The sequence below is a fragment of the Streptomyces sp. P9-A4 genome (assembly GCF_036634195.1).
Lineage (GTDB): Bacteria > Actinomycetota > Actinomycetes > Streptomycetales > Streptomycetaceae > Streptomyces.
This window is the reverse complement of the sequence record NZ_JAZIFY010000002.1, coordinates 410133-435839: the sequence shown is the minus strand read 5'-3', so window position 1 is coordinate 435839 and position 25707 is coordinate 410133. Positions and strand designations below refer to the sequence as shown.

The 25707-nt window shown below is 71.4% G+C and carries 23 protein-coding genes and 6 pseudogenes; 12 read left to right on the top strand and 17 right to left on the bottom strand.

The genetic code is table 11. The features are described from left to right. The first annotated feature begins 23 nt into the window (after window positions 1–23). Window positions 24–602: a histidine phosphatase family protein gene (locus V4Y03_RS32695; protein ID WP_332437596.1), complete on the top strand. Its 579-nt coding sequence runs from the start codon at window positions 24–26 to the stop codon at window positions 600–602. A gap of 104 nt (window positions 603–706) precedes the next feature. Here the strand turns inward: V4Y03_RS32695 and V4Y03_RS32690 are convergent, their stop codons facing one another. The 6 genes from V4Y03_RS32690 to V4Y03_RS32665 all read right to left on the bottom strand — a co-directional run bounded on the left by V4Y03_RS32690 (window position 707) and on the right by V4Y03_RS32665 (window position 6935). Further along, window positions 707–1876 carry a FecCD family ABC transporter permease gene (locus tag V4Y03_RS32690; protein ID WP_332437595.1) on the bottom strand — a complete coding sequence of 390 codons (1170 nt, stop codon included), beginning with the start codon at window positions 1874–1876 and terminating at the stop codon, window positions 707–709. Further along, window positions 1873–2907, bottom strand: a complete 1035-nt coding sequence (locus V4Y03_RS32685) for a FecCD family ABC transporter permease (protein WP_443079911.1) — start codon at window positions 2905–2907, stop codon at window positions 1873–1875. The genes V4Y03_RS32690 and V4Y03_RS32685 overlap by 4 nt, the downstream gene beginning before the upstream one ends. 15 nt (window positions 2908–2922) lie before the next feature. Then, a complete protein-coding gene (locus V4Y03_RS32680; protein WP_332437594.1) occupies window positions 2923–3975 on the bottom strand; it encodes an iron-siderophore ABC transporter substrate-binding protein in 1053 nt (350 codons plus the stop codon). Window positions 3976–4237: 262 nt separating this feature from the next. Next, window positions 4238–5140 carry an acetylglutamate kinase gene (gene argB, locus V4Y03_RS32675; protein ID WP_332437775.1) on the bottom strand — a complete coding sequence of 301 codons (903 nt, stop codon included), beginning with the start codon at window positions 5138–5140 and terminating at the stop codon, window positions 4238–4240. 254 nt (window positions 5141–5394) lie between these two features. Beyond that, on the bottom strand, window positions 5395–6147 hold the full coding sequence (locus V4Y03_RS32670; protein WP_332437593.1) for a hypothetical protein: 753 nt from the start codon (window positions 6145–6147) through the stop codon (window positions 5395–5397). Window positions 6148–6266: 119 nt separating this feature from the next. Further along, entirely contained in the window at window positions 6267–6935 is a 669-nt protein-coding gene (locus V4Y03_RS32665; protein WP_332437774.1) for a beta-glucanase, read from the bottom strand. A 240-nt stretch (window positions 6936–7175) separates the two neighbouring features. On the opposite strand from V4Y03_RS32665, the gene V4Y03_RS32660 reads away from it, so the two are divergent. From V4Y03_RS32660 to V4Y03_RS32645, 4 genes are all read left to right on the top strand, one after another. Then, window positions 7176–7823 (top strand): TetR/AcrR family transcriptional regulator, encoded by a 648-nt coding sequence (locus V4Y03_RS32660; protein WP_332437592.1) that lies wholly within the window; start codon window positions 7176–7178, stop codon window positions 7821–7823. A 129-nt stretch (window positions 7824–7952) separates the two neighbouring features. Next, window positions 7953–8726: an SDR family NAD(P)-dependent oxidoreductase gene (locus V4Y03_RS32655; RefSeq protein ID WP_332437591.1), complete on the top strand. Its 774-nt coding sequence runs from the start codon at window positions 7953–7955 to the stop codon at window positions 8724–8726. 53 nt (window positions 8727–8779) lie between these two features. Beyond that, window positions 8780–9820, top strand: a complete 1041-nt coding sequence (locus tag V4Y03_RS32650) for an NAD(P)-dependent alcohol dehydrogenase (RefSeq protein WP_332437590.1) — start codon at window positions 8780–8782, stop codon at window positions 9818–9820. Window positions 9821–10050: 230 nt separating this feature from the next. Continuing rightward, on the top strand, window positions 10051–10728 hold the full coding sequence (locus V4Y03_RS32645; protein ID WP_332437589.1) for a hypothetical protein: 678 nt from the start codon (window positions 10051–10053) through the stop codon (window positions 10726–10728). A 106-nt stretch (window positions 10729–10834) separates the two neighbouring features. Here the strand turns inward: V4Y03_RS32645 and V4Y03_RS32640 are convergent. Then, window positions 10835–11572: pseudogene (locus tag V4Y03_RS32640) on the bottom strand (hypothetical protein); the annotation flags it as partial. Window positions 11573–11932: 360 nt separating this feature from the next. Between V4Y03_RS32640 and V4Y03_RS32635 the strand changes: the two are divergent. Then, window positions 11933–12307 (top strand): VOC family protein, encoded by a 375-nt coding sequence (locus tag V4Y03_RS32635; RefSeq protein WP_317874660.1) that lies wholly within the window; start codon window positions 11933–11935, stop codon window positions 12305–12307. 155 nt (window positions 12308–12462) lie between these two features. On the opposite strand, the pseudogene V4Y03_RS34030 reads toward V4Y03_RS32635, so the two are convergent. Continuing rightward, a pseudogene (locus tag V4Y03_RS34030) lies at window positions 12463–12774 on the bottom strand (hypothetical protein); the annotation flags it as partial. Between the two features lie 76 nt (window positions 12775–12850). On the opposite strand from V4Y03_RS34030, the gene V4Y03_RS32630 reads away from it, so the two are divergent. Continuing rightward, entirely contained in the window at window positions 12851–13717 is an 867-nt protein-coding gene (locus V4Y03_RS32630) for a GNAT family N-acetyltransferase (protein ID WP_332437588.1), read from the top strand. Window positions 13718–14040: 323 nt separating this feature from the next. Here V4Y03_RS32630 and V4Y03_RS32625 read toward each other — a convergent pair. Further along, window positions 14041–14385, bottom strand: a pseudogene (locus V4Y03_RS32625) (transposase); the annotation flags it as partial. A 63-nt stretch (window positions 14386–14448) separates the two neighbouring features. Between V4Y03_RS32625 and V4Y03_RS32620 the strand changes: the two are divergent. Both V4Y03_RS32620 and V4Y03_RS32615 read left to right on the top strand, forming a co-directional pair. Continuing rightward, the gene (locus V4Y03_RS32620) at window positions 14449–14997 is read left to right on the top strand and encodes a hypothetical protein (protein ID WP_332437587.1); all 549 of its coding nucleotides are present in this window, start codon (window positions 14449–14451) and stop codon (window positions 14995–14997) included. Window positions 14998–15293: 296 nt separating this feature from the next. Beyond that, a pseudogene (locus tag V4Y03_RS32615) lies at window positions 15294–15737 on the top strand (phosphoribosyltransferase family protein); the annotation flags it as partial. Here the strand turns inward: V4Y03_RS32615 and V4Y03_RS32610 are convergent. From V4Y03_RS32610 to V4Y03_RS34025, 3 genes and pseudogenes are all read right to left on the bottom strand, one after another. After that, on the bottom strand, window positions 15693–15950 hold the full coding sequence (locus V4Y03_RS32610; RefSeq protein ID WP_332437789.1) for a hypothetical protein: 258 nt from the start codon (window positions 15948–15950) through the stop codon (window positions 15693–15695). The pseudogene V4Y03_RS32615 and the gene V4Y03_RS32610 overlap by 45 nt on opposite strands. 30 nt (window positions 15951–15980) lie before the next feature. Next, window positions 15981–16832, bottom strand: a pseudogene (locus V4Y03_RS32605) (amidohydrolase family protein); the annotation flags it as partial. Then, a pseudogene (locus V4Y03_RS34025) lies at window positions 16825–17037 on the bottom strand (GntR family transcriptional regulator); the annotation flags it as partial. The pseudogenes V4Y03_RS34025 and V4Y03_RS32605, both read right to left, overlap by 8 nt. A gap of 168 nt (window positions 17038–17205) precedes the next feature. Between V4Y03_RS34025 and V4Y03_RS32595 the strand changes: the two are divergent. Both V4Y03_RS32595 and V4Y03_RS32590 read left to right on the top strand, forming a co-directional pair. Continuing rightward, the gene (locus tag V4Y03_RS32595) at window positions 17206–18228 is read left to right on the top strand and encodes an aminoglycoside phosphotransferase family protein (RefSeq protein ID WP_332437586.1); all 1023 of its coding nucleotides are present in this window, start codon (window positions 17206–17208) and stop codon (window positions 18226–18228) included. Between the two features lie 140 nt (window positions 18229–18368). Beyond that, window positions 18369–20108, top strand: coding sequence for a BCCT family transporter (locus V4Y03_RS32590; protein WP_332437585.1), 1740 nt, complete (start codon window positions 18369–18371; stop codon window positions 20106–20108). A gap of 237 nt (window positions 20109–20345) precedes the next feature. Here V4Y03_RS32590 and V4Y03_RS32585 read toward each other — a convergent pair whose 3' ends face one another. The 4 genes from V4Y03_RS32585 to V4Y03_RS32570 form a co-directional block, all read right to left on the bottom strand. Continuing rightward, window positions 20346–21635 (bottom strand): sugar ABC transporter permease, encoded by a 1290-nt coding sequence (locus V4Y03_RS32585; RefSeq protein ID WP_317874665.1) that lies wholly within the window; start codon window positions 21633–21635, stop codon window positions 20346–20348. After that, the gene (locus V4Y03_RS32580; RefSeq protein WP_317874666.1) at window positions 21632–22411 is read right to left on the bottom strand and encodes an ATP-binding cassette domain-containing protein; all 780 of its coding nucleotides are present in this window, start codon (window positions 22409–22411) and stop codon (window positions 21632–21634) included. Before V4Y03_RS32580 ends, V4Y03_RS32585 begins: the two co-directional genes overlap by 4 nt. Window positions 22412–22513: 102 nt before the next feature. Continuing rightward, the gene (locus V4Y03_RS32575) at window positions 22514–23605 is read right to left on the bottom strand and encodes a sugar ABC transporter substrate-binding protein (protein WP_317874667.1); all 1092 of its coding nucleotides are present in this window, start codon (window positions 23603–23605) and stop codon (window positions 22514–22516) included. 121 nt (window positions 23606–23726) lie between these two features. Further along, window positions 23727–24506: a hypothetical protein gene (locus V4Y03_RS32570; protein WP_332437584.1), complete on the bottom strand. Its 780-nt coding sequence runs from the start codon at window positions 24504–24506 to the stop codon at window positions 23727–23729. 234 nt (window positions 24507–24740) lie between these two features. Here V4Y03_RS32570 and V4Y03_RS32565 point away from each other — a divergent pair, with 234 nt between their 5' ends. Next, window positions 24741–25193, top strand: a complete 453-nt coding sequence (locus tag V4Y03_RS32565) for an SRPBCC family protein (protein WP_332437583.1) — start codon at window positions 24741–24743, stop codon at window positions 25191–25193. Between the two features lie 23 nt (window positions 25194–25216). Here V4Y03_RS32565 and V4Y03_RS32560 read toward each other — a convergent pair whose 3' ends face one another. Next, on the bottom strand, window positions 25217–25675 hold the full coding sequence (locus tag V4Y03_RS32560) for an Lrp/AsnC family transcriptional regulator (protein ID WP_317874670.1): 459 nt from the start codon (window positions 25673–25675) through the stop codon (window positions 25217–25219). Window positions 25676–25707: the final 32 nt, after the last annotated feature.

Sequence of the window (25707 nt, the reverse complement as noted above, 5' to 3'; positions counted from 1 at the left end):
CTCGCCGACCGAGAAGGACCCCGATGACCGTCCGGCTGACGCTGATCTCCCCCGGAACGAGCGGAGCGCTGCGCGACGTCCGCTTCGACGACGACAGCCCCCTGGACGACGAGGGCATCGCGCGCGCCGAGGCCGTCGCCTCCGCCGTGGCCGCCTCCACGCGCGCGTACTGCTCGCCGTCCGCGCGCTGCCTGCGCACCGCGCGGGCCCTCGGACTCGCCCCCGAGGCGGTGGCCGAACTGGCCGGCTGCTCCATGGGACGGTGGCGCGGCCGGTCCCTCGCGGCCGTCGCCGCCGCCGAGGAACCCGCCGTCGCCGCCTGGTTGTCCGACCCGACGGCGGCACCCCACGGCGGGGAGTCCCTGCGCGACCTCCGCGTACGGGTCGGCGGCTGGCTCGACACCCTCCAGGCCGGCTCCGGACGCGTCCACGTCGTCGCCGAACCCGACGTGATCCGCGCCGCGACGGTCCACGCGCTCGCGGCCCCGGACGAGGCCGCCCTGCGGCTCGACGTCCGCCCCTTGGTCGCCGTCCACTTCAGTGGCCGTGCCGGGCGCTGGAACCTACGCGTCGGCGAGACCCTCCGCCCCGAATCCGAGTAGAACCACCGGCGGCCCTCTCCATCGGCCGTGAACGGAATCGGCGTACGGCCCGGATCGGGATGACCCGGGCCGTACGCCGCACTTCCTCCGCCTCACCGCCCGCGTCACACGGGGCGCTTCCACTCCCTCAGCAGGAGATAGCCCAGGTACGTGCCCCCGAGGGCCATCGTGTACAGACCGACCGGCAGGTTGTCGAACAGCGGCAGCTGCTGCGCCGTGAGGTCGGCCAGGACCAGGAGCAGGGCCCCCAGCAGGGTCGACATGACCAGGTGCGGGCCGCCGCTGCGCGTGACGCGCTTGGCGATCTGCGGCGCCGTCAGGGAGACGAACGCGATGGGTCCCGCGACGCCGACGGCCGCCGCCGAGAGCACGATGGACAGCGCGACCGCCGCGGTGGCCGTCCGGCCCGGCCGGGCACCGAGGCCGGTGGCGAGGTCGTCGCCCATCTCGCCGACGGACAGAGGCCGCGCGAGGAGCGCCGCGAACGGCAGGGAGAGCAGCAGCACCGTCCAGATGGTCGTCGCGTCGTCCCAGGAACGGGCGGCGAGGCTGCCGTTGATGTACGCGGTCAGCGCGCTGGCCTTGTCGCGCTCGACGGAGTAGACGACGTACTGGGTCAGCGCCGTCGCCATCGCGGCCACGCCGATACCGGCGACCACGAGCCGTCCCGGGCTGCGGAATCCGGTCCCGGTGGCGAGGAACACGACCACCATCGCGAGCACCGCGCCGAGCAGCGCCCCGACGGGCACCGGCAGCACATCGGGCAGGAACAGCGCCGCCGCCGCGGCCCCCGCACCGGCACCGGCGCCGAGCCCGATCACGTCCGGACTGCCCAGCGGGTTGCGGGTGACGGACTGGAACAGCGCCCCGGACAGACCGAAGGCCGCGCCGGTGGCGATGGCCACCACGAGCCTCGGGCCGCGCAGCCGATTGAGGACGAAGGCGTTCTTGCCCGTCGCCTCGCCCGCGAGGGCGGACGGAAGGTCGGCGAGGCCGATGCCGAGCCGCCCCATCGACAGGGTGGCCACGGCCGCCCCGGCGAGCAGCAGGAGGGTCACCACGGCGGCGATCACGGAGGTACGGCGTACGGGCACGGCGATCCACGGGCCGATCCGCAGGACGCCGCGTGCGGGGGGCCGCTGCCCGCCGCCCGCAGCGGAGCCCGTACCCGTATCGGAGCCCGTGTCCGTACCCGTATAGGAGCCCCTGCCCGTACCCGTGTCCTGGTCGACGGAAGCGTCCGGAAGCCCGGCCCGGTCGGCGGCGGTCTTCATGAAGCCCCCCTCATACGGCGAACGGCGAAGAGCAGGGCCGGCGCACCGACGAAGGCGGTGACGACGCCGACCATGAGTTCCTGGGGGCGCAGCAGGACCCTGCCGATGACATCGGCGAAGAGCAGCAGCGTGGGCCCCGCGAGGGAGGTGAAGACGACCTGGGCGCGGAAGTCGGCGCCCACGAGCGCCCGGACCATGTGCGGGACGGCGAGGCCGACGAAGGCGATGGGGCCGACGGCCGCCGTCGCGGCGGCGGCCAGCAGGGTCGCCGCGAGCAGCCCGGCGCCCTTGACGCGGGCCGGGCTGATGCCGAGGGACGCGGCCTTGTCGTCGCCCATGGCCATGGCGTTGAGGCCGGGCGCGAGCAGCAGGGCGAGGACGAAGCCGACCGCCGCGAACGGCAGGACCGCCCAGAACGCGTCGTAGCCGCGCCCGCCGAGCGCGCCCACCACCCAGTAGCGGTAGGTGTCGAAGACCTGGGGCCTCGACAGCGCGACGGCCTGGATGAACGCGGCGAGGACGGCGGAGAGGACAGCGCCCGCGAGGACCAGCCGCACCGGGCCGCCGCCTCCGCCTGCGGTACCGAGGAGATGGACGACGACACCGATCGCGAGCGCGCCCGCGAGGGCCCACCAGACGGTCTCCCGCTGCCCGGAGGCGCCGAGGAACGCGGTGGCGGCGACGATGCTCGCCGAGGCGCCGGCGTTGATGCCGAGAAGCCCCGGCTCGGCGAGCGGATTGCGCGTGATGCCCTGCATCAGGGTGCCGGCGACGGCGAGGCAGAGCCCCGCGAGCACTCCGAGGACGGTACGGGGGTAGCGGCTTTCGACGACGGTACGGGTGTAGTCGTCGGCGTCACCGGTGATGACCCGCAGGACGTCGCCGAAGGACGTCGGCTTGCTGCCGAACATCACGCTGGCGAACAGGGCCAGGGCGAGCAGGACCAGGCACAGGACGGCGGCGATTGCATGCCGGCCGAGGCCCCGCCGTACGACGGCGGGGCCCTGGCCGATCCGGGAGATGGTGGTCACGCTGTGGACCTGTGGTTACTTCCCGGCCTTGGCGACGGCCTTGTCGATCATCGGCAGGTAGCGCTCGATGCTGTACGGCACCGTCAGCGGGTTGATCATCGACGAGGCGGTGACGAACGGCTGGTCGTCGCTGTACACGAGCGCGCCCTTCTTCACGGCGGGGATCGCCGCGTACAGGGGCTGGGCCTCGATCTCCTTGCGGGACTTGTCGTCCATGTAGAAGGTGAAGGCGATGTCGCTGGCGGACAGCTTGTTGGCGTTCTCCAGACCGATCAGGGCCGAGTCGGTGCCGTCGGTCTCCTTGAACGTGTTGACGACCGGGTCGACCTTCAGACCGAGCTTGGACACCATCGACACGCGCTGCTCCTCGGGCTTGAAGATGCCGAGGGTGCCGGGGCCGGTGTTGTAGATGTACGAGAACGTGACGTTCTTGTAGTTGGGACGGCTCGCGGCGGCGTCGGTGAGCTGCTTGTCGATCTTCGACGTCAGCTCCTTGGCCTTCTCCGGCTGGCCGAGCGCCTTCGAGATGATCTCGATCTGCTGGTCCCAGTTCGTGCTCCACGCCTTGTCCGGGTAGGCGACGGTGGGCGCGATGTCCTTGAGGATGTCGTACTGCTTCTGCGTGATGCCCGACCACGGGGCGAGGATGACGTCGGGCTCCAGCTCGGTGATGGCCTCGATGTCGAGCTCCTCGCCACCGTCGAACTGCTTGGGCAGCGTCGCGCCGGACTTCTTCACGGCGTCGTGGATCCAGGGCAGGTAGCCGGTCTTGTCGCTGCCCCACGGGTAGCTCTCGATGCCGACCGGGACGTTGCCCAGCGCGATCGCGGTCTCCGCGGAGCCCTGACCGAGGGTCACCACGCGCTTCGGCTTCTCCTTGATGACGGCCTCGCCGAGCGCGCTCTTGATGGTCACCGGGAAAGCACCCGCCGGGGCCTTGGCCGCCGAGCCCGCGGCGTCGTCCTTTTTGTCGTCCGAGCCGCACCCGGTCACCATGAGGCCGAGCGAGACCGCGGCGGCACCCGCCACGAGGACGCGGCGGCGAACGGGGGTGAACACAGAAGGCATGGTGGATCCTTGTCTCCGGGCAGGGGTGTACTGCCGCCCCGCCTGACACCCCCACAGACAGGTGTGTGCGGGGCAGCGGCCAACGCGAGGCGCTTGTTAGGTGAGCCTAACCTATCTCCGGCTGGGGCTGGGCGCCAGAGGACGGGGCCGGAGAGCGGGCGGTACCGGTGTCGGTACGGGTGGTGGTGCTGGTCCCCGTACGGGTGCGGGTACAGGGACGGGTGTCGGGGGCCTGCCCGTACGGGTACAGGTGTCGCGCCCGTCAGGCGGCGGTTGAGCTGTCTGAGCCGTCTGAGCCGTCTGAGCTGTCCGAGCCGTCGGCCGCCGGGTCGGGCAGGACCGTGGTGCCCGGGTTCTCCTCGGTGAGTACGCCCCGGAGCACCGCGTGCGGGACCCGTCCGTCGAGGACATGGGCGCGCCCGACGCCCGAACGGACGGCGCGCAGGCAGCCCTCCATCTTCGGGAGCATTCCGCCGGCGAGACCGGGTAGCAGCGCGTCCAGTTCACCGGCCGTCAGGCGCGCGACGACCTCGGTGCTGTGCGGCCAGTCCGCGTACAGCCCGGGAACGTCCGTGAGCATCACGAGCCGGTCGGCGCCGAGGGCGACGGCGAGGGCCGAGGCCGCCAGATCGGCGTTCACGTTGTAGACCCGACCGTCCCTGCCGCGCGCGACGGGGGAGACCACCGGGACGCGCCCGTCGGCGAGCAGGTTCCTGACGGTGTCCGGAGCCACGGCCACGACATCGCCGACCAGGCCGATGTCCACGGGGCGCCCGTCCACCAGCGCCGGGCGGCGCTCCGCCGTCAGCGTGTGCGCGTCCTCCCCGGACAGGCCCACGGCGAAGGGCCCGTGGGCGTTGATGGCGCCGACCAGCTCCCGCTGGACCTGGCCGGTCAGGACCATGCGGACCACGTCCATGGTCTCCGGAGTGGTCACCCGCATGCCCGCCTCGAAACGGACCTCCAGGGCGAGCCGGTCGAGCATCGCGCTGATCTGCGGACCGCCGCCGTGCACCACCACCGGGTGAAGCCCCGCGCGCCGCAGCTCGACGACGTCCTGCGCGAACGAGCGCCGGAGGGAGGCGTCCACGAGGGTGCTGCCGCCGCACTTGACGACGACGGTCCGGCCCCGGGGCACCGAAGTGGAGGCCACCCCGTCGTCCATCCCGTGGGTGAGGAGTTCACGGGCGGCGGTCACGGTGACGGTCACGGAGCCACTCCATTCACGGGCGGGCCAGGCCCTTCGGGCAGGCCGGGGGAGGCGGAGTGGCGGGCGTTCGGATCGACGGCCACCCCGCACGTGCACCGTGCGGGAATCGGGTACCGCGACCGTGGACGGACCCTTGCCCCGTGGTGGCAGACGGAAGAACGATTCGCCGGGCGGGCGGGGGTACGAGTCGGCGTGCCGCCGCCGCTCCCTCAGGCGGGCGAACCCCAGGCGGACGTCAGCCCGTCCAGCCACGCGGGCGGCAGCTCGGCGGCGTCCCACTCCTCGTGCAGGGCCGAGGGCGTCGCCGCGAGCCGCTCCAGCACGGCGACGCTGGTGGGGGAGTGGACGAGGGAGTACCGGCCGTGGACGGCGATCGGGCTGCCGGGCCCGTACTCCGCGTACAGCCGCTCCAGATGGCCGTGATGGGCCGACGTGAACTCGGTGAGGCGCCCCGGGTACCCGGCCCGCTGACGGGGGCTCATCGTACGGAGGACGGCGCCGAGCACCTGCTCGGTGACCTCGGGGTCGAGGTCGGAGACGTCACTGAACGAGAGGTACAGCGGTGTGACCGCGACCTTGGTCCGCTCCATCTCCGCCCTGCCGACGGGGGAGTGCTCGTCACCGGCGTCGGACGACGGGCCCGCGGTGACGGCCCGGATCAGGGCCTGCTCGGAGAGGACCCCGAGCGCGTCGGCGGCGGCCCGTGCGCCGTCGGCCCACCCGGACGCGTACTCCTCCCCGTTCCCGCTCTCCTTCCCCGTCCCCTGAGGGGGGTTCTCCCGGATCCCGGAGAGCTCCGCGTGGGCGAGAGAGAGGGCGCCGGCCTCGACGAGGCCGATGAGCTCCTCGGCGTCGCCGGTGTAGACGCCCGCGCGGGCGAGCAGCTGGAGGAGCGTCTTCTTCGCGTTGACGACGCTGGCCGCGTCCAGCTGCTGCTGCCGTCCCTCGTCGGCGGTGTTCATGGGGGTCCTCCTCGTCGTACGGGACAGCGTGGTGCGCGGGCGCGGAACGCTCTGTTCGAGCCTACGCAACACCCGTTCCCGCGGAGCCCGCTGCCCCCTGCGACGCGCGCGACGACGTGTCAGTCGCGGTACACGCGCAACTCCGCGACCTCGTACGACATCTCCGACGCGTCGGCGTCCGGCGCCGGATGGTACCGGCCCGCGCAGACCGAGAGGTTGACGATCAGGTGGGCCCGCCATGAACGTCCGACCCCCCGGCGGTCGTCGAAGACCCGGGCGCCGTTCACCCACCAGACGACGTTCCGTGAGCCGAAGTCGACCCGCAGGTCGACCCACGCCCCGGGGCGGACGGCCGGGTCCCGGAAGTAGTGGTGGCGGCCCCGGATCCGGTTCGACAGTTCGAGCAGGTCGGGATTGTCGGGGTGGTACTCGAAGACATCGATCTCCTGTCCGCCGTCGAGCCAGGTCCAGATAGCCGGCCAGGCGCCCGTCTCCTCCGGCAGGCGCACCCGCGCCTCCAGTACGTCACCCGCGCGCACCAGGAAGCCCTCCGGGCTGCCCTCCGTCGTGAGCAGCCCCGCGTCCCAGTACCCGTCGCTCCGGCGGGTCGCCCGGAAGAGCCCCGTCCGGCTGTACGTGGGGTCGTCCACGAGGTGGTCGAGTTTGTTGTCGCCCGGGTTGGTCGGCCCGCCGTCGGGATAGGCCCAGGAACGGCCGGCGGTCCACTGCGCGGCGGAGGAGAAGTCGGCGTCGAGGACGAGGGTCCCGGGCGACCTGGGACGCCCGATGCCGCCGGGGCCGGGGCTGGTTCCTGTGACGGGGCCGGATCCGGCACCGCGTCTCAACAAGCGGTCGAAGAGGTCGGACAGCACGGCACGCTCCTTCCGGTGGGGCAACCCCCACCATGCACTGCGCAGACCATCGAAAACGGTGATTGGCGACAAGTCGTCACGGGTCCTTCCGTCGTCGGGGTTACCCGAGTTATCCGGAATGTCCCACTGCGACATTAATAGGTGTACGGTGCAAATATGAGTACGGAGCGAGAACGCCGAAGCCCGAGGCGCGGCCCGAAGGGGACGCGGACCCGCGAGGCACTGGGTGAGGCCGCGCTCCGGCTCGTTCTGGAGCGAGGAACGGCCGGAGTCTCCGTGGAGGACGTCACCGACGCGGTCGGAGTCTCCCGGCGCACCTTCAGCCGCTACTTCGCCTCCAAGGAGGAGGCCGTCCTCGACGGCATCCGCGCCGACTGCGTACGGATCAACGACGCCCTCGCCGCCCGTCCGGCGCGCGAGACCCCGCTCACCGCCTACCGGGCGGCCCTGCGGGTCTGGCTCTCAGACCCGGCCGTCCCGGCCTGGCACCGCAGGACGGGAGTACGGGAGGTCTTCCGTCTCGCCGAGGACGAGGCGCCCCTGCGCGCCGTGCTCCGACGCATCCTTCTGGAGGGGGAGGCCGCATCCGTGCGGCTGGTCGCCGACCGGATCGACGCCGACGCGGCCCGTGACCTGAGGCCCGCCGTGGCCGTCGGCTCCGGCGCGGCGGCGCTCATGGCGGCCACCCGCGCCTGGGTGACCGGCGGCGCCCCGGAGGCGCTGCCCGACCTGGTGGAGGAGGCCTTCGCCCTCCTCGGGACCGAGCCGCCGCCGGGCGAGCCGCCACCGGCCGAGCCGCCGTAGGCCGAGCTGTCACCGGCGGAGCCGCCACCGGCCGAGCCGCCGTAGGAAGGGCAGGGGCCAGGCGCCCCGACGTCCCTCCCACCCACCTGAACCACCATCCCGCCCACCGCCCGCTTCCAAGGACCCGAAATGACCCTCTCCCCGACCACCCACCCCCAGGAGTTCGCCGGCCGGATCGCGCTCGTCACCGGCGGCGCCTCCGGCATCGGACTCGCCGTCGCCCGCCGTCTCGCCCACGCGGGTGCAGCCGTGGCCGTCGCCGACCACAACGCCGACCGCGCCACCGCCGCCGTCGCCGAGCTGACCGAGGACGGCGCCCGCGCCCTCGCCGTACGGATGGACGTCACCGACGACGCCTCCGTACAGGCCGGCGTCGAGGCCACGGTCGCCGCCTTCGGCGGCCTTCACCTGGCCGTCAACAACGCCGGGGTCGCCGGCGACCCCGCCCCGATCGTCGAGACCCCCGCCGAGGAATGGCGGCGCGTCGTCTCCACCAACCTGGACGGCGTCTTCTACTCGCTCCGCCACGAACTGCCCGCGATCCTCGCCTCCGGCGGCGGCGCCGTCGTGAACATGGCCTCCATCCTCGGCACGAACGGCTCCGCGGGCAGCGCCGCCTACGTCGCGGCCAAGCACGGCGTCGTCGGCCTCACCAAGACGGCGGCACTCGAACACGCCTCCCAGGGGGTACGTATCAACGCCGTCGGCCCCGGATACATCGACACGCCCCTCCTCGCGGGGGTCGGCGAGGAGGCGTACGAGGCCCTGGTGGCCCTGCATCCGGCGGGGCGGCTGGGCCGGGCGGAGGAGGTCGCCGAGCTCGTCGCGTTCCTGCTCTCCGAGCGGGCGTCCTTCGTGCACGGCAGCTACCACCTGGTCGACGGCGCCTACGCGGCCCGCTGAGGCCGTCGGCACCGGTCGGGACCGCACACGAACGAACTGGAGAGGAAAGCGTCATGAAGGCATTGCAGTACCGCACGGTGGGCGCCGCGCCCGAGGTCGTCACCGTCCCCGACCCGGAGCCCGGGCCCGGCCAGGTGCTCCTGAAGGTCACCGCGGCCGGCGTCTGCCACTCCGACATCGCGGTCATGAGCTGGTCCGCCGACCAGCTGCCGTTCCCGCTGCCGCTGACCCTCGGACACGAGGGCGTGGGCACCGTCGCGGCCCTCGGCCCCGGTGCCGAGGGCTTCGCCGTCGGTGAGGCCGTCGCCGTGTACGGCCCCTGGGGCTGCGGCACCTGCGCGATGTGTGCCCAGGGCAAGGAGAACTACTGCCTGCGGGCCGCGGAGCTGGGCATCATGCCGCCCGGGCTCGGCGCCCCCGGTGCCATCGCCGAGTACATGATCGTCGACAGCCCCCGTCACCTCGTGCCGCTCGGCGACCTCGACCCCGTGCGGGCCGTACCGCTCACGGACGCCGGCCTCACCCCGTACCACGCGGTCAAGCGGTCCCTCCCGAAGCTCGTCCCCGGCAGCACCGCCGTCGTGATCGGCACGGGCGGTCTCGGCCACGTCGCCATCCAGCTCCTGCGCGCGATGACCGCAGCCAGGGTCGTGGCCCTGGACGTCACGGAGGAGAAGCTCGCCCTCGCCCGCACCGTCGGCGCGCACGAGACGGTCCTGTCCGACGCGAAGGCCGCCGCCTCGGTCCGTGAACTGACCGGCGGCCGGGGCGCCGAGGTCGTCCTCGACTTCGTGGGAGCCCAGCCCACGGTGACGTCCGCCGGCGCGATGGCCGCGGTCGAGGGTGACGTCACCATCGTCGGACTCGGCGGCGGCGCGCTCCCCGTCGGGTTCGGGGCCCTGCCGTACGAGGTCTCGGTGACCTCCCCGTACTGGGGCACCCGGGCCGAGCTGATCGAGGTGCTCGACCTGGCCCGTTCGGGTGCGGTGGACGTCCACGTCGAGACGTACGGCATGGACGACGCGCCGAAGGCCTACGAGCGGCTGCACGAAGGGCGCGTGAACGGGCGCGCGGTGATCCTGCCCCACGGCTGAACGCGACCCGTGCCGATCGCCCCGTCGAGTGTTTCGGATGCGCTGAATCCAAGACACTCGACGGGGTGCGCGCACGGACCTGCCCCGCAGGTCGACGCGAACACGAGCCCCTGATCGACCCGGCGTCGACGAGGGCCACCACGCACCGCGCGACGCCGGCCGCCCCGCCTGCCCGGCACGGCTGACGGCGACGTACGCAACGGTCCCCGCCCCGGCTCGTTGATCACGCCATGAAGAACGTCACCCCCCGCCGACCGTTCCGCCTCCTGACCACAGGCGTAGCCGCCCTCCTGCTCGGGATCACCGGCGCGCAGAGCACGTACGCGAGCCCCGTCCTCCCGAGCTGTCCGGCGGCGGAGATCTTCGCGACCGACAACACCGCGATCATCACCGACCCGGACGACCCCCGGCTCACGACCCGGCTGCGCCACTTCGACCACGAGGTGCGCGGGATCATCCGCGCCCACGGCGCCAGGCCGGGCGACTCGACGCTCCTCGACGGCGTCTTCTGGTCGGACGAGCTGAAGCAGACGACGTACGAACGCTCTCGGGAGTTCGACGTCAACCGCGTCGGCCCCGAAAGGCTGAGGGACATCGCGGGCATCATCGCGAAGCAGTACGACCAGGAGGCCGTGCTCACCTTCCGTTGCCTGCCCCGTACGTCGCCGGAGACCGACGCGGTCGAGATCGAGGTGCCCGGCGTCAAGGCGAGCGATCTGAGGAAGGGCCTCGTCGCGGACCCGGAGGCGCGGGAGAAGCTGGGCGGCGGCTCGGTGACGCTCGACGGACGGCTCGTACTGATCGCGGAGATCGCCGACCTGCCGCTGGCCCGGACGTTCACGGAAGCTCTGGGGGCGGACTGGGGTGAAGCCCAAGTGCAGTATGGCGACCGGGAGTTCGTTGGTTGAGGGCTGAGGGCTGGGCAGTTGGGGAGCTGGGAGCTGATCGGCTGCGGCTCGCGATGGTGGATGCACCCCGCTCGCGACGGTGCGTCGGTCCGGCGCAGGGAGCCCCGGACCCCGTCGCCTCGCGGATGGCGAGGACGGAGACAGTGGTGGCGGTACCCCACTTGATCGACACGGAACCGGTCGGACCGGCCGGTGGCCAGCAGGTGCCGGGGTCGGCGTCCCGCACCTTGCCGGAGCTCGTGCCGTCGGCCTTGCTCGAACCGTCCGAGTCGGCTCCGATGCCGAGGTTGGTCCCGCCGGGCTGGATGGGTCCGCTCGCGGGCGACGGGGTGGGGGTCGTAGGAGCGGGCGAACTCGGGGTGGGGGTGGTGGGCGCGGGAGTCTGCGGTGAGCAGTTGCCGTCCGATACCTGAAGTCCCCTACGGGCAGCGGTTGTTCGGCCGACGACGTCCGGCACGCACGCGGCCGGGTCGAGGGTGTGGGCGTACGGGATCGCCACGGTGGTGTTGGACTGCGGGTCAGGGCCGGCCGGGTTGGCTGTGTCGCAGCTGGGGCCGGACACCTTGGCGGTGTTCGCGTGGTTGATGGCTCCCTCGACCTCGATGGTGGTCGGGGTGCTGCTGCTCGCCCGGTTGTACAGGGCCGTGTGGATCGCGGTCCCGGTCGTGACCCGTACGGTCTGCCCGCCCGCGCCTCCGGTGGTGCCGCCGTTCTGGGTCGCGTATCCGGTGACTCCGCCGGTCGCCGCCGATGCCTGGGGCATCGAAAGCACCACGCCGGTGGCGGCGGTGAGGGCCAGGGTGGCCAGTGCCGCGTGCAGTCGAAGTGGGATGGGCCGTCGCACGCTCGCCGTCCTTCTCGTCGGTGAACGGTCGGGAATGACCCGCCCCGGGGCAACCCTGAGAAGGCCGTCCGGAAAGGGTATGGAAAAGGCTTTCCATGGCGGGCCGATAGGGGACCCGGGGGAGTGGCAAGGTCCCGTGCATGCCGGGATACCGCCTTGCCACGGCGAGATCGGTCAAGTAGCGTCGCTCGACGTGAACACCGGACCGGCGCTTCGACGCCACACACAGACGGGCCATCCGGTGGACGACTGATCGCTCTGCGGGTGCCGCGAAGGCACCCCGGCGGATCGGCGCGCGGACCCCCAGTGCTCCAGCACTGAGAGTCCCTTTCAAGCCGAATCCACAGCGAGGTCATCCACATGGCAGTCAGCTTCAACCACACCATCATCGCGGCGAAGAACCGCGAGGAATCGGCGCGCTTCTTCCGGGAGTTGCTGGAACTCCCCGAGGCGCCGTCCTGGGGTCCCTTCCTCAACGTCCAGCTCGCCGACGGGGTACTGATCCAGTTCGCCGAGCCCCCGGTCGAGATCCAGATGCAGCACTACGCGTTCCTCGTCGACGACGAACTCTTCGACCGGGCGTACGCGCGGCTGTGCGACCAGGGCATCGAGCACTGGGCAGACCCGCAGATGAAGCGCCCCGGCGAAACGAACACCGAACACGGCGGCCGAGGTGTCTACTTCAAGGACCCGGCAGGGCACGCTTTCGAACTGATCACGCGACCGTACCTCTAGAGCAGGCGGGGGTCCGGACCGGGTGAACGACCGCCCCCGACGGGCGGGTGACCACTGAGGGGCGGGGGCTGTATTCCCCGCCCACGGGGACTGGCCGGCGCCTGCGGCAAGCCAATGCCGCAGACGCCGGGTGGCCGGTTCACGCCCGGAGGAAGTCAATGGTTGATCGCTGCGACCAGCACAGTCGCCTCGTAGCGGACCGCCGGCTTGTCGTAGCGCGTGGCGACAGCGCGGTACCTCTTGAGGCGGTTGAATCCCGCACCCGACCGCGTGACGCTCCCGGTAGCCGGCCGGATCGACGAGTGGCGGCCCGGCCGTCGTGGGAGCCGAGCTTCTGACGGTTGCGGGCCTGGTCGGCATGCTCGACGGCGAGGGTGCAGCTTGGTGGTGAATCCGCCGCGCCAGCGTCCCAGCCCGTGATCACCGGGCTCGGTACACACGCCGCCGGGTGGTTCCTTCTGCAAGTTCGTCGGGCAGCTGCGAGTGCACTACCGGTCGGTTAATCGGTTGCGGGGCTTCGGGGTGGGGTGTCTGATCCCGGCTATGACGATTGTGCTGGGAACGCCGGCGGTCGACGGGGTGCGCGAGGTCATGGCCGCGCTGCGGGTATGGCAGTACGACGGAGCGCCGATGCAATTGCATTCGGGGGACATCGGCTGGAACTACCGGTTCGGAACGGCCGAGACGGCCGCGGTGGTCCGGACCTGGAGCCGGGACGGGCGGATCCTCGCGGTCGGGATTCTGGACTCGCCGACGGTGGTGCGGATGACGGTCGCTCCGGACGCCTTCCAGGACGAGGGCTTGGCGCGGCGGCTCGTTGAGGACTTCTCGCTTCCTGAGCGCGGCGTGCTGCCGGCAGGAGCGGTGTCGATCGAGGCGCCGCCGGGCCTGCTGCTCCACGACCTGTTGGCCAAGGAGGGCTGGGGGGTCGACGAGCCGTGGACGCCGCTCTTCCGCGACCTCGCGGAGCCGGTGGAGGACCCCGGCGTGCGGATCGGGGCGATCGGCCCGGAGCAGGCGCAGGACTTCGCCGACGTCCTGCGGTCGGCGTTCAACACGTCAAGGCCTACGCGCGAGTACTGGCACGCGATGTCGGCGGGACCGTTCTACGAGGACGCCCGCTGTCTGGGCGCCTATGACGATCAGGGCAGCGTGGCGGCGGTGGTGACGGTGTGGTCGGCCGGCCCGGGGAAGCCGGGGCTGGTCGAGCCGATGGGCGTACACGAGGACCACCGCGGTCGCGGCTACGGCCGGGCGATCACCGTGGCCGGGGCGGCCGCGCTGCGGGAGATGGGCTCGTCGAGCGTGCGCGTCTGCACGCTGAGTTCCAACGTCGGTGGCATCGCCACGTACAAGGCGGCCGGGTTCGAGGCACGGCCGGAGGTACGGGACCGCATCCGGACGGACTGACAGCATGCGGCCGGTCGGCAAGGGGACCCGGTTGCCCGGCAATCGCCTAAATGCGATTCCGGACCCGGGCCGCCTGACACCGGGCCATGCGCGATGGTGTGATTCAACTACTGGGTGCTCGTGCCGGCCATGGGTGGGGCGGTGCGGAGCTTCGTGAGGATGCTCCAGTCCTTGAGGGGGCGAAGCAGTGTTCGACGGGGCGTGGCCGGCGGTGATGTCGTGGGCACGGTCCAGTCGCGGGGTCCTCGTGCCGAGCAGGCCGATCATTGCCGACGCCCCGTGGAACAGAGCACCTATCGGCTCAGCCGGTTCGTGGCAGACACGGTGCGCGATTCGGACCGCGAGCCTGCTGGAGCACGTGCAGGTACGTGACGATGCTGGCGTGCCCGGTTGATCGTGGAGACGACCGAGACGGTCTCCTCCACCCGGCCCACCGCGTCTTCAGGGACTCGGACGTGCTCCAGCAGCCTCGTCCCGTCCGTCCGCTTCCCGGCGGTAGTACCGCTCATGGAGGGTCTGCCACGGCCCGTACGTTCCGGTAGGTCACGCCACGGAGCCCCGGCGCGCAGACGCCACAGCGCGCCGTTGGCCATCTGGCGGTGGTCCCGCTACGGGTGCCCACGCCCGTCCACCAGCGGCGAAAGGGGCGCTGTTCGCTCCCACGCCATGTCCGTGACCTCACCTCGACCTGCCCCGAGATCAACTCATTGGGCACGCCTTAGGGTGTGCGGGTGGCCCCCTCTGACAGCACATCGAAGACGCGCTTTCTGGTTCTGCACGACTACGGTATGGGCGGCGCCTGGTGGTGGGTCCACGCCCGGTCCGAACAGGAGGTGCTGAAGACCTTTGCCGACGTGGAGGTCGTGCATACCGAGGCCACCCGTGCGGAGGCCGAGACGTGGGACCTCGACGAGGCGGACGTCGACGGACCGACCACACCGGCCGGCTTGGCCGAGGCTCGAGCCGAACGGGACGCCCAGCGCAGCATGCCGGGCTTCGGCGCCCTGGCCGGCCGCAACCTGCTGTACCTGCGCCGGCGTTGGGACGAGGACGACGACCCGATGGTCTACCTGATGGAGGTCGGCCCCGACGGTCGTCGGCTCCGCCAGGTCGAGCTGACCGAGGACGGGGCGGCCTACCAGAGCACTCCGGAGGACTGGCCTTTCAACCCTCCGTGTGTGGATCGCTACGACCCCGCGTGGGTGCCGTTCGTGATCGGCCGAGAGGAGTTCGAGGCCCAGTGGATCCGGGCCGTCCATGATCCGAGCCGCTGGGATTAGGGCCTTCCTGACACCTCTCGCCGGGCTGGCCCGTCTGGTCCGGAACTACCCCTCCTTGCCCGTCGTCGGGCAGGAAGGCCGCCTACTGTACGGCCGAAACCCCCAGTAGCTCCGCTACGAGGCCGCCCCGGCCTGAGCCGACTCAAATTGTCAGACGGCTCCCAGGGCCTGGCACTTTGGTCGGTTTCGGGTCCAGATCAGGATCACGGCGAAGGCGGTGTGTCGCCCGGCAGTCTGCGTTCCCCGAATGACAGTCCGGTCGCCTGGACTGCCAGTCCACCCGCAGACTTGCGATCATGACGTCTCACGCACGTGCCCTGGCCCTCGAACACTTCCGGTGGATCGGCGGCCACGCCGACGTCTGGCAGATATTCCGCGATCCTGGGGCGCTCGCCGCGGTGGTCCGGGGCCTGGCCGGGTCGTTCCGGGACGACGGCGTCACGGCCGTCTGCGGCATCGAGTCGCGGGGATTCCTGCTCGGCGCGGCGGTGGCTGTCGAGCTCGGCGTCGGCTTCGTAGCAGTACGCAAGGGCGAGGGGATCTTCCCGGGCGAGAAGGTCACCTGGCGCAGCGACCCCGACTATCGGGGCACTCGCCAGGAACTGCGTCTGCAGCGGGCGGCGGTGGGCCCCGGGGACCGGGTGCTGCTGGTCGACGACTGGATCGAGACGGGCAGCCAGGCGTCGGCCGTGCGGTCAATGGTCGAAAAGTGCGGCGGGCAGTGGGCCGGCTGCTCCGTCGTCGTCGACCAGACGGCCCCGGCCCGGCGGGCGGATCTGGGCGTCCGCAGCGTTGTCACCGCTGCCGAACTTCCGGCCTGGGACGGCAGTCCTGACGTCGAAGGGCTTCGGCAGGTGACGAAGCCGTACGTGGTGGCGGGCGGTCCGGAGGAAGGCTTCTCCCTGCTTCGAGCGGAGGACGGGGGCGAAGCGGATGTCTACCACGAGGCCCACGACGAGTCCGTCCGGCCGGCCCAGGGTTCGTCAGTGGAGGAACTCGCCGTCGCGGGCCACCACGACGCCCCCGTGCACCACCATGTCCCGCCGGGGCATGTCCACGACCACCTGGGGCAGGCACTCGCCCCTGACCAGGACGAAGTCGGCCGGGGCGCCCGCCTTGAAGTCGGCGTGGGCCAGGCCCATCACGTCCGCGCCCCCGTCGTAACAGCCCTTCAGTTCCTCGTCCAGACGGACGTCCGTCACCCACCCGAGGATGTGCGCGCGGTGCACCATGTCGGCGTTTCCGAACGGGCTCCACGAGTCCCGCACCCCGTCGGAGCCGAGGCCCACCCGCACCCCGTACTCCCGCAGGCGCGCGATCGGCAGCACCAGGGAGTCCGACGGAGCGATCGTCGTGAGGGCGATGTCCTGGGCACCCAAGTCGGCCGCTATGGAGCCGAGTTAACGATCACTGAGCCCCGGAAGACAGAGCACATGGCTGACCGTCACCTTGCCCGCGAGCGAGAGCGCACGCGTCCGGTCCACGATGCCACGCATCGCCCGCCTACCCTTCTCGCCCCGGTCGTGCAGGTGGATGTCCACCCCGACGCCCTGCCGGTCCGCGATCCCGAACACGATGTCCAGCTGCTCGTCGAGCGCCTGGTCGAAGCCGATCGGGTCGATGCCGCCGATCATGTCGATCAGCCCCTTGCGCGCCGCCTGCTCCAGTAGTGCGGCCGTACCCGGTGTACGGACGACACCGTGCTGCGGGAACGCGACGATCTGCACGTCCAGCGCGTGCCGCAGCCTCTCACGCGCCTCGGCCACGCCCTCCGGACCCGCCAGACCGTACGCCGGGGCCACGTCGGCATGGGCGCGCATCGCCCGCGCGCCACGGTACGGGGGACATGCCCAGTTCCTCGGCGACCTCCCGTTCGACGAGACGCGCGCCCTGGGCGTACCGCCGGTCGACGATCCGCTGCAGGACCGCCTCACGCGCGCGCGTACCGAGCGACGCCGGGGGCTGGGGCTGCGGCCGGCTCTGGGGCGGGGTGTGGGTCGGGGTCCCGGCCGGCGAGCCGGTCCTGCGTCTGTCCGCCACCTGTTCCGACCTCTTCCGTACGCGTTGTGGGGTTGCCCGGGCCCGAGGATACGTCGAGCCCTCTGCGAGCCGCGGGCATCGCGACATCCGCGCCCACTCCCACCCCGCCCGCTCCCACGCCGCCGAAATTCGCGTGCCGCCCACGCCCCTCGGTGATCGAATCATCCGATGTCACATGAGATCTCCATGACGGTCGACCGGAGTCGGTTCGCGGACGCGGTCACCCCCTGGGAGGACGAGGCCTGGCGGGCCGCCGCCCTCGGCTGGTCCGAGCGGGAGCTCGCCCGGCAGGGCCTGCGCGAGTCCGGACCCCGCGAAGTCCGGGTCAGGCCCTGGTCGGTCATCGTGCGGTTCCGGACCGGAGCCGGAGAGCGGGACGCGGTGTGGTTCAAGGCCAGTGCTCCGGCCGCCGCGTTCGAGGCCGCACTCGGCGGCGCGCTCGCCGAGTGGGTGCCCGAGCACGTCGTGGCGCCGCTGGCGGTCGACGCCGGACAGGGCTGGATCCTCCTCCCCGACGGCGGACCCCTCTTCCGGCACGTCCTCGACGCGGGCGGCGCGGGTGCGGAGGACTGGACGCGGGCGCTCGGTCAGTACGCGCGCATGCAGCGGGCGCTGATCCCGTATGCGGACCGCTTGGCCGCCCTCGGTGTGCCGCGCGCCCGAACCGCCGCGCTGCCGCTTCTGTTCGACGGCCTCGTCGAGGACAACGCGAGCCTGGACCCGGCCGCCCGGACCGCGTTCCGGGAGCAGCGGCCCCGGCTGCTCGACTGGTGCGCGGAACTCGACGCGTACGGCATCCCGGACTCGCTGGACCACTGCGACCTGCACGACGCCCAGGTCCTGGCCCCGGCGCCGGGCCGCTTCTCGTTCTTCGACTGGGGTGACGCCCTCGTCGCCCACCCCTTCGGCAGCCTTCTGATCCCCGCGCGCACCGTGCGGGAGCGGCACGGCCCCGCGTACACGCACCGGCTGCGCGACGCCTATCTGGACCCGTGGACCGACCTCGGTCACTCCCTTCCGGAGCTGCGCCGCGCGGCGGCGCTCGCCACCCGCCTCGCAGCCATCGGCAGGGCGGCCTCGTGGTTCCGCCTCTTCCCCGGTACGCCGACGACCGGATGCGCCGAGGCGAGCGCGTACTGGGTGCGTGAACTCTTCGCCCCGGCCACCGTGTTCTGGGGGCCGGAGCGGTGAGGGGGAGGGCTCCGGTTCCCCGCCCGTCAAGCCCCGGAGGCCTGTTGGTCCCTGGAGTTCGGCCCCGCCTGTGGTACTGCCTTACAGAGACATCATCATGTATCTGATGAAATGCCGCTTTTCCGCGAAAGGTGTCATCTGTGTCGCAGGAAGACGAGAGGCCGGACGGGCGCCGAACCGGTGCCGAACGGGGCGGCAGGGAAGGGCTGCCGGTCACGGCGGACCTCCCTGGCCGCCCCGACCACCACCATCACGCCCGCACCGACCGGATCGTGTTCGGTGTCAGCGCCGTCCTCACCGTGGCCTTCGTCGTCTGGGGTGCCACGGCCACGGACAGCCTGGAGAGCGCGTCGAGCAGCCTGCTCGACGGGCTGATCCGCAACGGCGGCTGGGCCTTCATGCTCGCGGCCTCCGGCTTCGTCGTCTTCGCGCTGTGGCTCGCCATCAGCCGCTACGGCCGGATCACCCTCGGCCAGGAGGGCGAGGGGCCGGAGTTCCGGACGGTGTCATGGATCGCCATGATGTTCAGCGCGGGCATGGGCATCGGCCTGATGTTCTACGGGGTGAGCGAGCCGCTCGCCCACTACGGCACCCCGCCGCCCGGCACCCACCCCGCCGACTCGGCGGAGCGGATGCAGACCGCGATGGCCACCACCCTCTTCCACTGGACGCTCCACCCGTGGGCGATCTACGCCGTCGTCGGACTCGCCATCGCGTACTCGACGTTCCGGCGGCGCCGCCGCCAGACCATCAGCGCGGTGTTCGTCCCGCTGATGGGGGAGCGGCGGGCGTACGGCGGACCCGGGCGGTTCATCGACATCCTGGCCATCTTCGCCACGCTCTTCGGCTCCGCGGCCTCGCTGGGGCTCGGCGCGCTCCAGATCGGCAGCGGCTTCGAGGAGCTGGGCTGGATGGAGAAGGCTGGCACCGGGCTGCTCGTCGCCATCATCGCCGTACTGACCGTGGCCTTCGTCCTGTCCGCCGTGTCCGGTGTGGAGAAGGGCATCCAGTGGCTCTCCAACATCAACATGGTGCTGGCGGCCGTGCTCGCCGTCTTCGTCTTCGTGGCCGGCCCCACCATCATCGTGCTCGACCTGCTCCCCACCTCGATCGCCGCGTACGTCGGTGACCTGGCCCAGCTGGCCGGCCGCACCGAGGCGACCAGCGGCCAGAACATCCATAGCTGGCTGGGCAGTTGGACGGTCTTCTACTGGGCGTGGTGGATTTCCTGGACGCCCTTTGTCGGGATGTTCATCGCCCGGATCAGCCGGGGCCGGACCATCCGCCAGTTCATCGGCGGGGTCATCCTGGTCCCCAGCACCGTCAGCCTCGTGTGGTTCGCGATCTTCGGCGGTACGGCGATGAAGCTCAGCGAGCAGGGCGAACTTGCGGGGGAGACCACCCCCGAGGGGCAACTCTTCGGCGTGCTCAAGGAGTTCCCGATGGCCGGCGCGATGAGTCTGCTCGTGATGGTCCTCGTCGGGATCTTCTTCGTGTCGGGCGCCGACGCCGCGTCGATCGTCATGGGCACGCTCTCCCAGCGCGGCGCCTTCGAACCCGCCCGACTCGTCGTGGTGTTCTGGGGTGTGGTGACCGGGGCGGTCGCCGCGATCATGCTCCTGATCGGCGACGGGCAGGGCGACGCGCTCGCGGGCCTGCAGAACCTCACCATCCTGGTGGCGGCGCCGTTCGTCCTGGTGATGATCGGCATGTGCGTGGCCCTCATGCGCGACCTGCGCAAGGACCCGCTGATCGTGCGCGGCGAGGTGGGGGTCGAGGTCGTCGAACTCGCCGTGATCGCTGGCCACGAGCAGTACGACGGCGACTTCGAGCTGCGTATCGGCCCCGGCTCCCCGGGGTCGGCGGACGACAGGGGCTAGGGCCTGTCGTCAAATTCCCGTCGTCGCCCGAAGGGCGGCCCCGCGGCGTCTGGTGCGTGCTCTCGGCGTGCCGGGCGGAAGCCCTCGTACTGGACCGTACTTGGGCTTTCGCCCGGTGCGGCGAGAGCGCGTGCCAGGCGTCGTGGGGCAGGCGGGAGTTTGACGACAGGCCCTAAGCCGTGCCGGAGAGGCCCGCCTGGCACACACGCTCAGACCACCGGTCGCGACCCCCTCCCGTCACGCCCGCCCCGCCGCCTTCTGGGTGCGGCGGGACAAGGAGTCGACGACCACGGCGGCCAGCAGCACCGAGCCGGTGATCATGAACTGGACGGCGTTGCTGACGCCCATGATGTTCATGCCCGACTGGATGGACCCGATCACCAGTGCGCCGAGCAGCGCGGACCACACCGAGCCCCGGCCGCCGAACAGGCTCGTGCCGCCGATGACGGCGGCGGCGATGACGTTCATCAGGAGATTGCCGCCGCCCGAGGTCTGGCTCGCCGACTGGATCTGGCCCGCCAGGAAGAGGCCGCCGATCGCGGCCATCGTCCCGGCGATCGAGAACACGGTCATCCGCACGAACGGCACGCTGATGCCCGCCCTGCGCGCGCCCTCGATGTTGCCGCCGACCGCGAAGATCCGGCGGCCGTACGTGGTGCGCCGGAGCACGAAGTCCAGGAGCACCAGCAGGATCAGGAAGATCAGAAGCGCGAGCGGCAGACCCTGGTACCTGTTGAGGATGTACGCGGCGGCGAACGCGATCGCCGCGAGCGCGACCGTACGCAGCACGATCTCGGCGACCGGCCGGAACGGCACCCGGGCTCTCCGGCGCCGGTTGGCGTCCAGCAGCGAGGCGGCCAGGAACAGTCCGACGCCCACGGCCGCCGCCGCATAGGCGGCGGCCGGGCTGTGGTAGATCGTCGAGTAGAGCTTCGAGACGATGCTCTCGCCGGGGATGTTGACCGTGCCGCTGCTGCCGAGCACCTGGAGCATCAGCCCGTTCCAGGCGAGATTGCCCGCGAGGGTGACCACGAACGCCGGCACGCCGACCTTCGCGAAGAAGAACCCCTGGATGAGCCCGACGGCCGCGCCGCCCGCGATGGCGACGAGCAGCGCCACCCACTGGTTCATGCCGTTGATGACATTGAGCACGGCGAAGATCGCGGCGCACAGACCGCTCACCGATCCGACCGAGAGGTCGATCTCGCCGAGCAGCAGAACGAAGACGATGCCGACGGCGATCATGCCGGTGCCGACGATCTGCTGGCTGAGGTCGGAGAGGTTCTGGGCCGAGAGGAAGGTGCTGTTCAGGCTGCCGAACACCGTCCAGATGATGATCACGGCCAGGACGACGGGCAGTGAGCCCAGCTCTCCGCTCCGCATCTTGCGCCGGAACTCGTCGGCGTACCCCTTGACGCCCTCCGCGCGGACGAGGAGACGGGTGTCGACGGCCGGCACGGCACCGGACGCCGGTTCGCGGGTGGCGTCGTCGGCGCCGGAGGGGCCGCGGCCCCGGTCGCGTCTCATCGCTCTTCCTCCCGCTTACGGGCCTGGCGGCGCGTGACGGCGCTGTCGGTGGCCCCGGTGATGGCGGAGATGATCTCCTCCGTGGTCGTGGAGCGCCTGTCGAAGAAGCCGTTGTTGCGGCCGAGGCGCATCACCGCGATGCGGTCCGCGACCGCCATCACATCCACCATGTTGTGGCTTATCAGAATCGTCCCGAGACCCTGCTCGCGGAGCCGCTCGACCAGGTCGAGGACCTCGGCCGTCTGCTCCACGCCCAGCGCGGCGGTGGGCTCGTCCAGGATCACCACCTTCGGCGACCCGATCAGCGAACGGGCGATGGCCACCGTCTGGCGCTGACCGCCGGAGAGCGAGGCGACGGGGATGCGGACGCTCGGGATGCGGATCGACAGCGTGTCGAGCAGCTCGCGCGCCCGCTGCTCCATCCGCACCTCGTCCAGGACGCCGAAGCGGCGCAGCTCGCGGCCCAGGTACAGGTTGGCGACCACATCGAGGTTGTCGCAGAGCGCCAGGTCCTGGTAGACGGTGGCGATGCCGAGGTTCTGGGCGTCGTGCGGCCGGCTGATGGAGACCGGCCGGCTCTCCCAGGTGATCACGCCCGCGTCGGGCGGGTTCACCCCGGCTATCGCCTTGACCGCGGTGGACTTGCCGGCGCCGTTGTCGCCGACCAGCGCGACCACCTCACCGGGATGCACGTCCAGGTCGAAGCCCTGCAGCGCCTGGACGGCGCCGAACCGTTTGGAGATTCCCCGCAGGGTGAGCACGGGTGACTCCGGCAAGGGAACCGCCTCCTGGAGACGTGCCGCGACCGCTGGCGGCCGACGGCTGCTGGTGCCCGGCGTCCGATGCCGGCCGACAGCTGGGGTCGGCCGGCGGACCGGCTACTGGAGTCCGGCGTCCTTGCAGGCCGCGGCATAGGTCGGAGTGCAGATCTCCGCGACGGTGTACAGCCCGTCCTTCACGACCGTGTCCTTGATGTTGCTCTTGTCGACCACGATCGGCGTGAGCAGGGTGGCCGGGACCTTCTGACCGCTGCCGCTGGTGGCGGTCGTGGGCGTCAGGTCGGCCGGCAGGGGCTTGCCCTGGGCGAAGTTGACGGCCATGGTCGCCGCGATGTCCGCCTCCGGCTTGTACGGCTTCTCGACCGTGATCGTCTGGGTGCCGAGCAGGATGCGCTGGATCGCGTCGAGCTGCGCGTCCTGGCCGGTCAGCGGCACGTTCATGCCCGCCGACTTCAGAGCGGTGGCGATACCGGCCGCCAGGCCGTCGTTGGCCGAGTAGACGCCGACGATCTTGTCCTTGCCGAGCGCGCTGATGGCGCCGGACATCTGCTGGTTGGCGTTGTTCGGGTCCCAGTTCGGTGTGTCGTACTCCTTGCCGATCTTCACCTTGCCGTCCAGCACCGAGTGCGCGCCGGCCTTGAACTCGGCCGCGTTCGGGTCGGTCGGCGACCCGTTGTGCATCACGATCTCGCCGCTCTTGGCCTTGTCGCCCAGCGCGGCGAGGAGGGCCTTGCCCTGGAGCTCGCCCACCTTGTGGTTGTCGTACGAGACGTACGAGTCGACCGGACCCTGCGCGAGACGGTCGTACGCCACGACCTTCACGCCCGCGTCATGGGCCTTCTGCACCGAGGACTGGATCGACTTGGCGTCCACGGCGTCCAGGATCAGCACCTTGTCGCCCTTGGCGAGCGCGGTGTTCACCTGCTGCTGCTGGGTGGTGGCGCTCTCGGCGGCGTTGTAGTAGTCGACGTGCGCCCCGGGAACCAGTTCCTGGATCTTGGCCTCGATGTACGGCCGGTCGAACTTCTCGTACCGCGTGGTCTTGCTCTCCGGCAGCAGCAGGCCGATCTTCACCTCGCCCTGCTGTGCCGGGGCCGCGCCCGGCTGGGCCGCCCCGCTGGTCGCCACCGCGCCCAGGCAGAAGGCCGTGGCTCCGGCCAGGGCTATCGCGCCCCGCAATGTACGGGTCATGGGAGGCTCCTTTCGCACTCCCCTTCCCACCTCTCGTGAGCGCGGGAACGAGGATGCACATCTGGCCTATATATCGACATTAGCGTCAAGCCGGAGACCGGCAAGCGGGTGACCCCACCCCTCACTGGCCGTGCGTCGCCGTGCTCGGTGCGGCATCCCGCGCGTCGGTGGCCCGGAGAAGCCTCAGGAAGGCCTTCAGACCGGTGATGATCTCCTCGTTGTCGGTGAGCCGGTTCACCGTCGCCTCGAACTCCCGTGCGAGCGCTTCGATCCGTCGGTCGGTGTCGTCGGCGCGGCCGTGTGCGGAGAGCCCCACCGCGTCCACGGTGCGGCGCAGCTCCGCGAGGGCCCTGTACTGCTCCTCGGCCTTGCCGTCCAGGACCGTGGCCCCGCTCTCCAGGGCAGCCACCCGACCCGTCAGCGCCACCACGTCGTCGCGCGGGAACGTCACGTCCCTGAGCAGCACCCGGAGCCTGCGCCGCAACTGCCCGAAGTACGCGCCCGCCGGCCGGAAGAACGTGCTCAGGAGGAAGAACCCGGCGAACCAGTAACCCGCCCCGCGGCCCGTCGCTGCGGCGACGGCAAGCGCCGCGGCGGCCGTCACCACATGCCCGGCGACGGCCACCCGCAGCATCACGCGGGCGATGCGCCGCGCCTCGCCGTCCCGCTCCCCGGCGACGTCGATGCCCTTCTCCCTGCTGACCGCGATCTCGGCCAGCACCGCCTGCGCCCGGAAGTACAGGTTCCAGGGGGCGGTGAGGAGGAGCAGCAGCCAGAGCAGGCCGAGGGTACCCGCCCCCACGGCCAGCAGGGTCCCGGGCGGTACCCCCACCGCGTACGCCAGCACCAGTGCGCCCACCGCGAGCCCCGCGGCCACGAACACGCCCACGACCTTGCTCATGCCGCCCCCTCCGCGCCCATTCCCCGGTCTGGCGCCATGGTCCCGCCGTCGGCGGGCTCCGGCATGAGTACCGCTACTCAGATCCCCGCGACGCCCCGCCGCCCGTTGCCGGGTCCTCCCCGTCCGTGGGACGATTTGTACGAAGCGCCAACGAGCCCCGCGTCGGGGAACGCTTCGAGGGACGCGCCGAGAAACACGTACCGGCGGGGACTCCTGTGGGACGAAGAGGGCGTCATGCCTGTCATCACGGAAACCATCGACATCTCCCGGCGGCCGACGGAGGTCTTCTCCTACGTGACCGACCCCGAGCACCTGCCCGAGTGGCAGGAGAGCGCGGTCTCGGTCCGCAGGATCGGGAACGAACCCCTGGCGGTCGGCTCCAAGGTCGCCGTCACCCGGCGGCTCGGACGTCGGGTGATGACCTCGACCATGCAGGTCATCGAACTCGACCCGCCGCGGTCTTGGCACGTGCACGGCATCGACGGACCGGTGCGCGGCGACATCCGGGGCACGATCATGCCGCTGGAGGACGGCGAGCGCTCACGCGTGACGCTCTCCCTCGACTTCGAGGGGCACGGCATCGGCAAGGCCCTCGTCCCCCTGGTCGTCCGGCCGCACGTGCGGAAGGAGATGCCGAGGGACGAGCGGACCCTCAAGGGGATCCTGGAGAGCGGCGCGACCGCCTGACGGGGCCTGCCCCCGGTCAGAGATCAGAGAGCGGAGACCGGACGCTCGAAGAAGGTCTCCAGGGACACCGTGGCCTGGGTGCCGCTCACACCCTCGATCGCGTACAACCGCCGCAGCACGTCCTGGAGTTGGACCGTTGTGGGGGTGCGGACCTTGACCAGGACCGAGGCGCTGCCCGCGATGACGTGCGCCTCCTGGATCTCGGGGATGGCAGCGAAGGCCTCCGCCGATTCCCCCATCCAGGCGGTCGAGTCGACCATGACGAAGGCCAGTACGTCCCGCCCGAGCGCGGCCGGGTCGACCTCCACGGTGGTCCGCCGGATCACGCCGCGCTCCCGCAGCTTCCGCACCCGCTCGTGCGCCGCTCCGGCCGACAGACCGACCGTCCTGCCGAGCGCGGCGTACGCCTGCGTGGCGTCCCGCTGGAGCTCCGCGATGAGCGCCCGGTCCGTTCCGTCGAGTATCCCGTCCGTCATTCCCATGCCGGAACCATACCCTGTCCTGTCATACTGAG

Bases quoted from the DNA above. Each gene is read 5' to 3' on its own strand.
- V4Y03_RS32695 (WP_332437596.1), top strand. From the start codon at position 24: ATGACCGTCCGGCTGACGCTGATCTCCCCCGGAACGAGCGGAGCGCTG.
- V4Y03_RS32690 (WP_332437595.1), bottom strand. From the start codon at position 1,876: ATGAAGACCGCCGCCGACCGGGCCGGGCTTCCGGACGCTTCCGTCGAC.
- V4Y03_RS32680 (WP_332437594.1), bottom strand. From the start codon at position 3,975: ATGCCTTCTGTGTTCACCCCCGTTCGCCGCCGCGTCCTCGTGGCGGGT.
- argB (WP_332437775.1), bottom strand. From the start codon at position 5,140: ATGGACGACGGGGTGGCCTCCACTTCGGTGCCCCGGGGCCGGACCGTC.
- V4Y03_RS32670 (WP_332437593.1), bottom strand. From the start codon at position 6,147: ATGAACACCGCCGACGAGGGACGGCAGCAGCAGCTGGACGCGGCCAGC.
- V4Y03_RS32660 (WP_332437592.1), top strand. From the start codon at position 7,176: ATGAGTACGGAGCGAGAACGCCGAAGCCCGAGGCGCGGCCCGAAGGGG.
- V4Y03_RS32655 (WP_332437591.1), top strand. From the start codon at position 7,953: ATGACCCTCTCCCCGACCACCCACCCCCAGGAGTTCGCCGGCCGGATC.
- V4Y03_RS32650 (WP_332437590.1), top strand. From the start codon at position 8,780: ATGAAGGCATTGCAGTACCGCACGGTGGGCGCCGCGCCCGAGGTCGTC.
- V4Y03_RS32645 (WP_332437589.1), top strand. From the start codon at position 10,051: ATGAAGAACGTCACCCCCCGCCGACCGTTCCGCCTCCTGACCACAGGC.
- V4Y03_RS32635 (WP_317874660.1), top strand. From the start codon at position 11,933: ATGGCAGTCAGCTTCAACCACACCATCATCGCGGCGAAGAACCGCGAG.
- V4Y03_RS32630 (WP_332437588.1), top strand. From the start codon at position 12,851: ATGACGATTGTGCTGGGAACGCCGGCGGTCGACGGGGTGCGCGAGGTC.
- V4Y03_RS32595 (WP_332437586.1), top strand. From the start codon at position 17,206: ATGTCACATGAGATCTCCATGACGGTCGACCGGAGTCGGTTCGCGGAC.
- V4Y03_RS32585 (WP_317874665.1), bottom strand. From the start codon at position 21,635: ATGAGACGCGACCGGGGCCGCGGCCCCTCCGGCGCCGACGACGCCACC.
- V4Y03_RS32575 (WP_317874667.1), bottom strand. From the start codon at position 23,605: ATGACCCGTACATTGCGGGGCGCGATAGCCCTGGCCGGAGCCACGGCC.
- V4Y03_RS32570 (WP_332437584.1), bottom strand. From the start codon at position 24,506: ATGAGCAAGGTCGTGGGCGTGTTCGTGGCCGCGGGGCTCGCGGTGGGC.
- V4Y03_RS32565 (WP_332437583.1), top strand. From the start codon at position 24,741: ATGCCTGTCATCACGGAAACCATCGACATCTCCCGGCGGCCGACGGAG.
- V4Y03_RS32560 (WP_317874670.1), bottom strand. From the start codon at position 25,675: ATGGGAATGACGGACGGGATACTCGACGGAACGGACCGGGCGCTCATC.